Here is an 11,387-nt window from a genome sequence, read left to right as displayed (position 1 = left end):
CTTACTGATGCACGGCGAGCTGGTAGGCCGTGTATTTACGAATATTGATCACGCCGGTGTCGAAAATCAGGTACTGGCCCTTGATCCCCAGCAGCGTGCCTTCGGCAATCGGGTTCTTGTCCAGGTTGAAGCTGACGATCTTCGCCGGGTAGTGCTCCACCGGGTAGCGGATCTGGATCGGCTCGACATCGGCAATGGTCTGGATCGCCTGCAGGCCGAATCGTTCCTGCAAGCCTTGCAAGCCTTCGGCGCAGGTTTCGAACAAGTGGTCGCGCACTTGCGCCAGGTCCACCGCCACTGCATCGCTCTTGAGTAAAGCACGCCAGTTGGTCTTGTCCGCGACCTGGCTGCGGAACAGATCCTCAACGAAGCCCGATTGCTGGCGGGTGGCTACGCGCATGATCGGCAGCGCCTGGCTCGCACCCTGGTCGAGCCAGCGGGTGGGCAATTGCGTAGCGCGGGTGATGCCGACTTTCACCCCTGACGAGTTGGCCAGGTACACGATGTGGTCGGTCATGCAGAACTTCTCGCCCCACGCCGGCTCGCGGCAGGTGCCGGCCTCGTAGTGGCAACGTTCCGGGCTCATGATGCAGATATCGCACTGCGCCAGTTTGGTCATGCACGGGTAGCAATAACCCTGGCTGAAACTGGTCTTGGTCCGGCGTCCGCAATGGGAGCAGTGAATCACCCCCAGGAACTCCAGGCGCACCGTCGTGCCGATCATCGGATTGACCGGCACCTCGACATCGCCCAGGCGAAACGCGTATTGCACGTCGGTGCCTTCAAGGCGCGCCGACATTTTGCTGATTGCACCGCGGCCAATCTCGATCAATGGATGGCATCCGACTTGAACAGAATGTTCGGCACTTTGATCGATTTCGAGCTGCATTCCTGCGGGCCCATGTAGCCGGTGCGTTCCTCCTCCGGGAGATTCTGCACTTCCCAGGCGATCATCGCCTGCAGCGACAGTTCGCGCTGTTCAGGGGTGAGTTTGCCGCCGTCGGACCACTTGCCGATTTCCACCGCCAGTTTCAGGCTCTGGTAGATCTCGGGGGTGATGTTTTCGATCATGTGGTTAAAAGAGGACATCAAGGTCTCCTGGGACTCATGCAATAAAGGTTATGCGGCCAGTTTACGGCGACTGTACAAGCCGCCCAACAACCCGCTGAAACATCCGACGAGCAGCCCGCTGACATGAGCGGCGTTGGCGATTTCGCCGAAGCCGATCATCGACACCAGCCCGGACAGGCACAGCAGCAACCACACCAGCATCATCACCAACACCCCTTTGGGCAAGCGATAGGCCGGGTTCGGCGACAGCCATTGATAGATCCAGCAATGCCCGAGCAACCCGTACAGTACGCCGGACAAGCCGCCGAACAGGGTCGCGCCGCTGAACGCGAACTGCGTGTAGTTCGACACCAGGCTGAACAGCAGCGTCAACCCGATCAAATTGATGCTGCCCTGGCGCGATTCAATGCGCCGGCCCAGCTCCCAGTACCACATGCCGTTCATGGCCAGGTGCAGAATGCCGAAGTGCAGCAGCATCGGCGTGACCAGACGCCACCACTGCCCCGCCGCCAGGCTGTCGGCCAACGGCGTGAAATGCAGGTACTCGCCCACCACTTGAAACGGCAGAAAGGTCAGCCAGCGCATGGTCTCAAGATTTTCGCCGAGCAAAGTCACCGCACCGACGATCAAACTGAGCAGCAGCACCAGCGCGGTCATCGGCGCATGCCGCAGTTGTTCCTTGAAACCCGGACGGCTGCGCCCGGCCTGCACCGGGATATCCAGTTGCTGATCGGGATCGCCGGCGGGATAGCGTTCATAGAGCGCGCGCACGTCGGCGCTGATCGCGTCTGGCACCCACAGCACCTGTTCGCCCGCTTCTTCGCTGACCCGATGGGGCACCTGCATGCGCTGCAACAGCTTGACGAAACCACTCAAATCCACCGCCAGCGGCAGGCGCAATACGGCCACTTTGCTCATCGCAGTGCCTCCGGCCGTTCCACATCGACCCACACGAACTTGTGCGGATCGAGGCGGGTTTCCTGGTCCAGGCGATAAGCCACCAGTTTGCCGTAGAGCACCGCGCTGTAATCCAGGCACGCCAGGTTCGGGCGGATGGGCGCGGGTTTGCCGCTGCGCCAGTAATGGCCGACGAACAACAAGGGCTCGTCGGTGCCGTAACGCAGCAAAGTGTTTTTCTCGGTCGATGACAACGGCGTGCGCGCTACCGGATCGGGCAAGGCGTCGGGCTGGAACACGATGTCGCCGTAGGTCTGTGGGTCGTCTTCCCAGAATTTGGTGCGGAAGAAAGAACGGGTCAGGCCGTCGCCGCTGGTCATGGTCAAGCCATGCGGCAAGCGCATGTCCGTGCCGCGCAGCAAACGGTCGAACACGGTGCAGGCGAAACTGCCTGGCACGGCCGACGCCTGGAGGAAATGTTCGTCAATGCAGCCGTCGGGGAACAGATTACGCAGCGGCTCGATCAAGCCCTGGTCCCAGCAGGCGTGGACCACCCGGAAACGTCCGGCATCGACGAACAGCGGCAGTTCATAGAACCACGCCAGGAAGTCGTGCCAGTCACCGGGGTGGTCCTCGAATTGCGCCAGGGTTTCGCCCAGCAACCGACCATGACGCGGCGTGCGTTCGCGCACGTACTGCTTGCCGCTGCCCGGAAGCGCCGGGGTGCTCCAGCCAAGGGCGTTGAACTCGTGGTTGCCCATGATGCACAGCGCCTGGCCGGCCTCGACCATGTCGTGGACGATGTGCAACGCCTCGCGAATCCGCGGCCCGCGGTCGATGATGTCGCCGACAAACACCGCCATGCGCGACGGATGCCGCCAGACGCCAGCCTGTTTGTGGTAACCGAGCCGGTCGAGCAAGTGCTCGAGGGTCAGAGCGCATCCGTGCACGTCACCGATCAGGTCGTAGCTACGCGCGGGATCGAGCATCAATCGCCTCCACCGCCCAGCCGACTGCCCCAGCCGAGCTTGGTGCGGCAGACTTCGTAGTAGTTGTGGTCCAGCGGGTGGATCAGCCGCAGCTTCTGCGCTTTTTTACTCACGGTGATGGTGTCACCGGGGGCGCAGGTGAAGTGGTTCTGACCATCGCAAGAGACCTGCGGGTAAATCTGCATATCCTTGGACACGACGATTTTCAGCTCGCTGTTGCCATCGACCACAATTGGCCGGCCCGACAAGGTATGGGGGTACATCGGCACAATCACAATGGCATCGAGCTTGGGATGCATGATCGGGCCACCGGCAGACAGCGCATAAGCGGTAGAACCGGTAGGCGTGGCGACGATCAGGCCGTCGGCTTTCTGGCTGCAGACGAACTGGCCGTCGATGTACAGCTCGAATTCGATCATCCGCGTGGATTTGCCGGGGTGCAGCACCACGTCGTTGAGCGCATCGCCCTGGCCGATGGCTTCACCGTGGCGGCGCACCTCGGCTTGCAGCAGGAAGCGGTTTTCCACCAGGTAATGGCCGTCGAGCACCTCGGCGACTTTGACTTCCAGTTCATCGGGGCGAATGTCGGTCAAAAAGCCCAGGCTGCCACGGTTGATCCCCAGCACCGGTATATTGTGCCGCGCCAGCGCCCGGGCGGCGCCGAGCAGGCTGCCGTCGCCACCGACCACGATCACCATGTCGCAGACTTCGCCGAGCATCTTGCGCGAGGAGGTCTGCAGGCCGTGGCCTGGCAGGACTTCGGCGATGGTGTCTTCGAGGATCACATGCAGGTGACGATCGAGCAGAAAGCGTTTCAGTCGGCGGACGGTATCCAGCACCTGTGAGCTGCCCAGGCGACCGATGATGCCGATATTACGAAATTGCTCCATGGTGCCCCTGAACCCTGCGACGGCGAAAAGCCCGATTATGGGCGAAAGCGCGGGATAGACAAAATCCTTTCAGCCTCAAGGGTGGGTCAAGGTTTCGCGCTATGCTCGCAGAATGATCCTATTTCCCGACTTGCTGCAGTTGCCCCACCAGTTGCGCCACTCGGAAGTGCGCGACCTGGCGTGGGTCATCCTCGCTCCGCCAATGCTGATCGATACGCCGTGGCCGCAGCGTCATCCGCTGGCCGGTAGCGAGTGGGTGCAGGCGCCGGAGCGGCTGGAGCGCTGGTTACGGCAACTGGACCAGGACAGTTACGACTTGCTGCACTGGCTGGCGCAAGCCCGCACCCGGCGCCTGGGCCTGTATTACGAGCGCCTGTGGCAATACGCTGTGCGGCACGCGCCGGGCATCGAGTTGATCGCCGCCAATCTGCCAATCCGTCGCGCCGGCCACACCCTCGGCGAACTGGACATGCTGCTGCGCGACCGCGATGGCGTGCATCACCTGGAGTTGGCAATCAAGTTGTACCTCGGGCCGCAAAACGGCGACGGCCAGGACACCGCGCAATGGCTGGGCCCAGGCTGCCATGATCGGCTGGACCGCAAACTGGCGCACTTGAGCGAGCATCAACTGCCCATTTCGGCGCGCCCCGAAAGCCGCGAGGTGCTGGCGGCCCTGGATATCCAGGCATTTAGCGCGCAATTGTGGCTGGGCGGTTATTTGCTGTATCCCTGGCCCGGCACCGCTGAATCACCCCACGGTGCCCATCCGCAGCATTTGCGCGGCAGTTGGCTGCATCAGAAGGATTGGCAGCCGTTTGCGGCGCAACGTCCCGCCGGCCGCTGGCAACCCCTGCCCCGCCATGCCTGGCTGGCCCCGGCGCGGTATCAGACGGAACAGACCTGGTGCCGCGAGCAATTGCAAACCTGGCTGGACGCGCTGGAACCCTTGGCCCCGGCCCAGTTAATGGTGCGACTGGTCGAGAGCGACGCGGGGGATTGGGAAGAGGCTGAACGGCTATTCCTGGTGGCGGATCTTTGGCCGAATGTGGCCGGTAGCGGCTGAGATCTTCAGTGACTGTGTCGACCCTTTCGCGAGCAGGCTCGCTCCCACAGATTGGCGGCGAACGCTGTGGGAGCGAGCCCGCACGCGAATGAAGCCACCACGGTCTAAAGCGTTAACCTTAGAGCCAATGCCGCCAACGTCACCAACAACACCGGCACCGTCAGCACAATCCCGACCTTGAAGTAGTAACCCCAGCCGATGTGAATATTCTTGCGGTCCAGCACATGCAGCCACAACAAGGTCGCAAGGCTGCCAATCGGGGTGATTTTCGGGCCGAGGTCGCTGCCGATCACGTTGGCATAGATCATCGCCTCCTTCACCACCCCCGTCGCGTGGCTGGCATCGATCGACAACGCACCGATCAGCACCGTCGGCAGGTTGTTCATGATCGATGACAACAGCGCCGTCAGCACCCCGGTGCCCATGGCCGCGCCCCACACGCCGTACACCGCGAAACCGTCGAGCCAGCCGGCCAGGTAACTCGTCAGCCCGGCATTGCGCAGGCCATAGACCACCAGGTACATGCCCAGCGAGAAAATCACGATCTGCCACGGTGCTTCTTTCATCACCTTGCGCGTGGAAATCTTGTGCCCGCGCGCGGCAATCGCCAGCAACAACGCCGCGCACACCGCGGAAATCGCGCTGATCGGAATCCCCAGCGGCTCCAGGGCAAAGCAGCCCAGCAAGAGGATCACCAGCACCGCCCAACCGGCATAGAACGTGGCTTTGTCATGGATTGCACTGGCTGGATCCTCCAACTGCGCCGGGTCGTAATCCTTGGGAATGTCGCGGCGGAAATACCACAGCAACACCGCCAGGGTCGCGGCAACGCTGACCAGGTTGACCGGCACCATCACGGCGGCATAGCGGTTGAAACCGATGTTGAAGAAGTCGGCCGACACGATGTTGACCAGATTCGACACCACCAGCGGCAGGCTCGCGGTGTCGGCGATGAACCCGGCGCCCATGACGAACGCCAGGGTCGCCGCCGGCGAGAAGCGCAAGGCCAGCAGCATCGAAATCACGATGGGCGTAAGGATCAGCGCTGCGCCGTCATTGGCGAACAGCGCCGAGACCAGCGCACCGAGCAGCACCATGTAGGCGAACAACTTGCGCCCGCTGCCCTTGCCCCAGCGCGCCACGTGCAGCGCCGCCCAGGCAAAGAACCCGGCTTCGTCAAGCAACAGGCTGATGATGATCAGCGCGACGAAAGTTCCAGTGGCGTTCCAGATGATTTGCCACACCAGCGGAATATCGCCCAAGTGCACCACGCCGCTAAGCAGCGCCAGAATCGCGCCCAGCGTCGCACTCCAGCCGACGCCAAGTCCTTTGGGCTGCCAGATGACCAGCGTGATGGTGAACAAAAAAATCAGTGATGCGATGAGCATGCACAGCAGCCTTGCGCGGGGAAAAGAGAGAGGTTGCAGAGACAGATGAACCCACAGAAAGCTATTTCGCCACGGTTAAGGGCACCACCTTGATAGGGTGGTGCCCACAGGTTCGGCGATTCAGGCCTTTTTATACTGCTCAACCCACTGCCCATAGGCATTGATGAATTTCTGCAGGAACGGCTTGCTCGCTTCGTTGAGTTTGCCAGCTTCGTCGAACAGGCTGCCGGCGCCGCCGACATACGCTTCCGGCTGCTGCATGCACGGTACATCAAGGAAAACCAGCGACTGGCGCAGGTGATGGTTGGCACCAAAACCACCGATGGCGCCAGGCGAGACGCTGATCACGGCGCCCGGTTTGCCGCTCCACGAACTCTGCCCGTACGGACGCGAGCCGACGTCGATGGCGTTTTTCAATGCGGCCGGGACTGAGCGGTTGTATTCCGGTGTGACGAACAGCACCGCGTCGGATGAACTCACTTGTTGCCGGAAAGTGCTGTAGGCTGCCGGCGGTGTGTGATCGATGTCTTCGTTGTAGAGCGGCAGATCGCCGATTTCCACGATGTTCAACTTGAGGTTGGCGGGTGCCAGTTCGGCCAGGGCCAGCGCCACTTTACGGTTGATCGATGCTTCTCTAAGGCTGCCGACCAACACGGCGACGGTGTAGACGTTACTCATTGACGATCTCGACTGTCCGATGAAAGAGCCGGTAGTTATAGAGGATATTGAGTGGCGATTGAACCAGCGCGACTCACGAAATGTGTCGCCGCAGACTATTTTTTTCCAGCCGGAAAACTTACTTCCCCCGAGGACGGTCTACAGAACCGCAAATTGGGTGATCTATTTCCAGAGGTTCTAAGCAAATGGCAGCAGTACTCGTCGGTCAGTTCCATGCAAGAGACGCAGAAGGCCGCGTCTATTCCGTGCATGAGTTCCAGGAATCCAACCCGTCGCCAGACGGTCTTGCCGGCATGGAGCCTGTCACCACCTACAAACTGGCCATTGGCGATCGCGTCAAAAAGCTCGATGACAATCAGTTTTTGCTGATTCAATCCGACGTCACTATCGTCCGCGAGCCCGACACTTACGTTGGCAATCTGCCGGAAACCACCATTGCCTCATAACCCGGCGTTATGAGCAGAAGTCATATGCGCGGACTTGGGTTAGGATTCAGCCACTGATCCCCTCTCCTGCTGAACATGGACTTCACGCATGCGTTTACGCCACATCGAAGTGATTCAGGCGCTGTTGCAGACCGGTCACCTGGGTACCGCCGCCGAATGGCTGCAGTTGCCGGTGGCCGAGGTCGAGGGGATCTTGCACGACGCCGAGAGTCAGTTGGGTTTCATGCTGTTCTCCAGCGTCCGTGGACGCCTGCAAGCGACCCACGAAACCCGTGAACTGCAAGGCACTATCCAGCAGCTGTATGCCGCGCTGGAACCGGTGCAGCGCCTGGCCGCCAGCCTCAAGCATTACCATGCGCCGCCATTGCGCATCCTCGGCACCGCGCCCCTGACCCAAACCCTTCTGCCCCACAGCATCGTCGCCCTGCGTCGGCGTTTCCCCGATGCACCTTGCAGCCTGCTCAGCCAGAATAGCGACGGCATCATCCAAGGCCTGTTACTGCGCGAAGCTGAACTCGGCATCAGCCTGCACGACCCGGAACACCTCGATATCGATTGCCAGCCATTGGCCCAAGGCAAGCTGCAATTGCTCGCGCCTCACGGCTGGCTGCAACCGCGGCAGAAGTACATTGCCGTACAGGATCTGGCCGGCCAAGCACTGGTCGGACTCGAAGGTCATGACCCGCTGAACGCCGCGGTGGACAGTAAACTGCAGGCGCTGCGGCCGGCGCCGGTGGTGCACATACGGGTGCAAACCCACCAGATGATGCGCAGCATGGTCGAGGCCGGCGAAGGCCTGGCGATTGTCGATCCGTTCACCGCACTCGGCGCCAAGGCTGGCGGTCTGGATGTCTGTCCGTTTTCCCCCGCCGTGCCGATCAATCTGTACGCATTGACCCTGAAAAACAGCACACCGTCTACTGCGGCTCAGGCACTGATTGAGATCATCAAGGAACAAGCCGTGGCGATGCTGGCGAACTGATTGGGGCTTCCAGAGGGTTATCAAACAGGCGATACCAGAACAACGCCACCTCGGCAGTGTTCGGATCGATGCCGCGATAGCGCAGGTGATCGATCCCGCCCATTTCATAACCGCAACGCTCGTATAAGCGGCAGGCGCCGAGGTTGTTGTTTTGGGTTTCGAGCATGATGCCCGGCAGTTTCTTCTTACGACTCCAGAACTGCGCCACATCCAGCAACGCCTTGGCCACGCCATGCCGACGCGCCGGCACATGGACCGCCAGTTCATCGATATGCGCAAAACCATTCCAGTTGGTACTGACCACCAGATGCCCCACTGGCTCGTCGTCGAGGTAAGCCATGAAGATCGCACTGTCCGGCGCATCGCGGAAACTGCTGAACTCTTCCGGGTCAATGCCGTAGCACTTGCGGTAAGGCGTGATCGGCGTGACCGGCCACTTGTCCACGGCCTGGCCCAGTCGCGGGCTGCCGTAGGCCATCACCTCGAAACTGAAATCGCTGCCCCATATATAAGCCGCGAAACCGTCATCGGCGACGCGCACCGATAACCCTGGGTGCTTCGGATTCATGACCGGTCGCATGCTGGGAAAGGTCCTCATTCCGTGACGAAATCTTTGTACATGGGGCGCAGTGTCCTGGGGCGGCCGCGTATAGCGGCGATGACCTGAGGGTAGAGGGTTGCGACCGATGTGGCGAGGACCAATGGCCGGAAGTGGGCCCGCAGACGCACCCGCACAGGTCAAGCCTGGGCCTGCGCCTCTGCCAATTGCACCCACAATGCCGGGGCACCGGCGGATTTGGCAATCGCTTCGAGACGGGCCACGTGCTGGGCGAGATCATCCTCACTGGCGGGGATGATCCGCCCCCGCGGACGATTGGCCGGCAAGCGGCGAATTTCGGTGGCGGAGTTGTCCGCGCCTTCGCCGGAACCGTTGCCATCGGAAGCGTTGCCGGCCAGCGACAGGCTGGTCTGGCCGCCGGTCATGGTCAGGTAAACGTCGGCAAGAATCTCGGAGTCGAGCAAAGCGCCGTGCAATTCACGGCCGGAGTTGTCGACGCCATAGCGTTTGCACAGGGCATCGAGGCTGTTGCGCTGCCCGGGGTGGCGTTCCCGAGCCATCATCAGGGTGTCGAGGATCGAGCAGTGCTGGGTGATGTCCGCGCGGTCCTGCTGCCCCATCAGGGCAAATTCGTTGTTGATGAAGCCAACGTCGAACGCCGCGTTATGGATGATCAGTTGCGCGCCTTTGATGAATTCGAAGAACTCGTCGGCGACTTCACTGAAGCGTGGCTTGCCCACCAGGAATTCGTTAGTGATGCCGTGGACGCCGATGGCGCCTTCGTCGCTCTCACGATCCGGTTGCAGGTAGACGTGAAAATGCCGACCGGTCAAGCGCCGGCCGATCAACTCGACGCAACCGATTTCTATAATCCGGTGGCCGTCGGTCACCGGCATGCCGGTGGTTTCGGTATCGAGTACAACGGATCGGGTGGCCATTCAGTGCTCAGCTCTCAGCGGGTCTATCGGTAAAGGCGCGGATCTTAACATGCACGTCCATTTGTGGGAGCGAGCCTGCTCGCGAAAGCGCAGTGTCAGTCACCCTCGATGTTGGATGACCCATTGCATTCGCGAGCAGGCTCGCTCCCACACTCTTCAGATTTAATCCTGTTTGTAACCACGGACTTCATCCACCCCACGGTTGGCCAACTGGTCGGCGCGTTCGTTGCCATGATGACCGATGTGCCCGCGCACCCATTTCCAGGTGACGTTGTGGCGGTTGACCTGTTCGTCGAGCAGGCGCCACAGGTCAGCGTTTTTTACCGGCTCTTTGGCGGCAGTTTTCCAGCCGCGTTTTTTCCAGTTGGCCATCCACTCGTTGATGCCTTTCATCACGTACTGCGAGTCGGTGACCAGCAGCACGTCGCAGGAGCGCTTGAGTTCCTCGAGGCCGCGGATCGCGCCCATCAGCTCCATGCGGTTGTTGGTGGTATTGGCTTCGCCGCCCCACAATTCCTTCTCGACGCCCTTGCACACCAGCAAGGCGCCCCAGCCGCCAGGACCCGGATTGCCTTTGCAGGCGCCGTCGGTGAACAGTTCTACGCTATCGCTCATGCAATCAATCCAAAAAATGCGGTGGCTTGCCGATCCCGGATCGACAACGCCTGAGGCCGGGGCAACCCGGCCGGAATATAAAGAGTGGTTAGGGCTCGATGCGCCGACGGTTGACCTTGGCCATCGGCAGCGGGATCAGCTTGCCCATCGGTTCGCGACGCTCCTGGCGCAACGGCCGGAGACCGACCACGATTTTGCGCGCGACCAATAAATAGAAGCCGCCGCCTGACAGTTGCCAGTCACCGGCCTTGCGCTCCCAACCGGCCAACCGAGCCTGCCACTTGGGGGATGCCAGCGGCGGACGATAGCATCCGAAGCGGCGTTTCTCCAGCGCGAAGCCCAGCAGGTTGAGCCAGTCGCCGACCCGCGACGGCGAGATGCAACGGGCCTGGCGCAGCGCGTCGTGGGCGAACACATGCCGCAGGCCCCAGGTGCTCCAGGGGTTGATGCCGATGATCAGCAGGTGCCCACCGGGCCGAACGCTGCTGGCTGCCTCGCGCAGCAAACCGTGGGGCGACAGGCAGAAATCCAGTCCATGTTGCATGACTACCACATCGGCGGCGTGCTCGCTCAAGGGCCAGGCCTGTTCTTCGCAGACAATCTCCACGCCAGGCAGTGGCGCGCCGAGGCGGACATTGCGCTGCACTTGCGGCGCGGGCGGCGGGGTTTGCGCGGACGGTCCGTAATGCACCAGGTAACCGCCAAAGAACCGCCCCAACTCGTCTTCGAGCATGCGCCGTTCTTCATCGAGCAAAAATTGCCCCAGGGGTCCGGACAGCCATTCGCGGGCCGCGCCGATCAACGCCAGCCAGTCAGGATCGGCTTGTGCGAACGCTTTATCAGTCATTGCATTCTCCAACGCGCCAGGAAG

General features: G+C 61.4%; 14 protein-coding genes. 3 read left to right on the top strand and 11 right to left on the bottom strand.

The features are described 5' to 3' along the window. Position 1: 1 nt before the first annotated feature. Genes RG836_RS14890 through RG836_RS14870 form a run of 5 tightly spaced genes read right to left on the bottom strand, consistent with a single transcriptional unit; the run spans position 2 to position 3,847 of the window. On the bottom strand, positions 2 to 832 hold the full coding sequence (locus tag RG836_RS14890) for a DUF2797 domain-containing protein (protein ID WP_310846781.1): 831 nt from the start codon (positions 830 to 832) through the stop codon (positions 2 to 4). Next, positions 829 to 1,089, bottom strand: a complete 261-nt coding sequence (locus RG836_RS14885) for a YeaC family protein (RefSeq protein ID WP_310846780.1) — start codon at positions 1,087 to 1,089, stop codon at positions 829 to 831. Before RG836_RS14885 ends, RG836_RS14890 begins: the two co-directional genes overlap by 4 nt. A gap of 30 nt (positions 1,090 to 1,119) precedes the next feature. Then, positions 1,120 to 1,989 carry a rhomboid family intramembrane serine protease gene (locus tag RG836_RS14880; protein ID WP_310846777.1) on the bottom strand — a complete coding sequence of 290 codons (870 nt, stop codon included), beginning with the start codon at positions 1,987 to 1,989 and terminating at the stop codon, positions 1,120 to 1,122. After that, a complete protein-coding gene (locus RG836_RS14875) occupies positions 1,986 to 2,960 on the bottom strand; it encodes a metallophosphoesterase (RefSeq protein WP_310846776.1) in 975 nt (324 codons plus the stop codon). The genes RG836_RS14880 and RG836_RS14875 overlap by 4 nt, the downstream gene beginning before the upstream one ends. Continuing rightward, complete coding sequence (locus RG836_RS14870) at positions 2,957 to 3,847, bottom strand: NAD(+) kinase (RefSeq protein WP_310846774.1); 891 nt, start codon at positions 3,845 to 3,847, stop codon at positions 2,957 to 2,959. Before RG836_RS14870 ends, RG836_RS14875 begins: the two co-directional genes overlap by 4 nt. Positions 3,848 to 3,959: 112 nt before the next feature. On the opposite strand from RG836_RS14870, the gene RG836_RS14865 reads away from it, so the two are divergent. Then, a complete protein-coding gene (locus tag RG836_RS14865; RefSeq protein ID WP_310846771.1) occupies positions 3,960 to 4,910 on the top strand; it encodes a DUF1853 family protein in 951 nt (316 codons plus the stop codon). A 104-nt stretch (positions 4,911 to 5,014) separates the two neighbouring features. Here RG836_RS14865 and RG836_RS14860 read toward each other — a convergent pair whose 3' ends face one another. Beyond that, positions 5,015 to 6,298, bottom strand: coding sequence for an arsenic transporter (locus RG836_RS14860; RefSeq protein WP_310846769.1), 1,284 nt, complete (start codon positions 6,296 to 6,298; stop codon positions 5,015 to 5,017). Between the two features lie 120 nt (positions 6,299 to 6,418). Then, positions 6,419 to 6,976, bottom strand: a complete 558-nt coding sequence (locus RG836_RS14855; RefSeq protein ID WP_310846767.1) for an NADPH-dependent FMN reductase — start codon at positions 6,974 to 6,976, stop codon at positions 6,419 to 6,421. A gap of 185 nt (positions 6,977 to 7,161) precedes the next feature. Here RG836_RS14855 and RG836_RS14850 point away from each other — a divergent pair, with 185 nt between their 5' ends. Together RG836_RS14850 and RG836_RS14845 are read left to right on the top strand one after the other, a co-directional pair. Continuing rightward, the gene (locus RG836_RS14850) at positions 7,162 to 7,422 is read left to right on the top strand and encodes a hypothetical protein (RefSeq protein WP_310846765.1); all 261 of its coding nucleotides are present in this window, start codon (positions 7,162 to 7,164) and stop codon (positions 7,420 to 7,422) included. 88 nt (positions 7,423 to 7,510) lie between these two features. After that, complete coding sequence (locus RG836_RS14845) at positions 7,511 to 8,404, top strand: LysR substrate-binding domain-containing protein (RefSeq protein ID WP_310846763.1); 894 nt, start codon at positions 7,511 to 7,513, stop codon at positions 8,402 to 8,404. Here the strand turns inward: RG836_RS14845 and RG836_RS14840 are convergent. From RG836_RS14840 to RG836_RS14825, 4 genes are all read right to left on the bottom strand, one after another. After that, on the bottom strand, positions 8,370 to 8,984 hold the full coding sequence (locus RG836_RS14840; protein WP_310846760.1) for a GNAT family N-acetyltransferase: 615 nt from the start codon (positions 8,982 to 8,984) through the stop codon (positions 8,370 to 8,372). The two genes, RG836_RS14845 and RG836_RS14840, sit on opposite strands and share 35 nt — an antisense overlap. A 158-nt stretch (positions 8,985 to 9,142) precedes the next feature. Continuing rightward, positions 9,143 to 9,901 carry a DNA polymerase III subunit epsilon gene (dnaQ, locus tag RG836_RS14835; RefSeq protein WP_310846757.1) on the bottom strand — a complete coding sequence of 253 codons (759 nt, stop codon included), beginning with the start codon at positions 9,899 to 9,901 and terminating at the stop codon, positions 9,143 to 9,145. Between the two features lie 162 nt (positions 9,902 to 10,063). Continuing rightward, positions 10,064 to 10,516, bottom strand: a complete 453-nt coding sequence (rnhA, locus tag RG836_RS14830; protein ID WP_310846754.1) for a ribonuclease HI — start codon at positions 10,514 to 10,516, stop codon at positions 10,064 to 10,066. Positions 10,517 to 10,604: 88 nt separating this feature from the next. Continuing rightward, positions 10,605 to 11,363 (bottom strand): class I SAM-dependent methyltransferase, encoded by a 759-nt coding sequence (locus RG836_RS14825; protein ID WP_310846751.1) that lies wholly within the window; start codon positions 11,361 to 11,363, stop codon positions 10,605 to 10,607. Between the last annotated feature and the right edge of the window lie 24 nt (positions 11,364 to 11,387).

This window comes from Pseudomonas rhizozeae, assembly GCF_031583775.1.
GTDB lineage: Bacteria > Pseudomonadota > Gammaproteobacteria > Pseudomonadales > Pseudomonadaceae > Aquipseudomonas.
The sequence above is the reverse complement of the archived record's forward strand: the minus strand, read 5'-3'. Positions and strand labels throughout refer to the sequence as shown.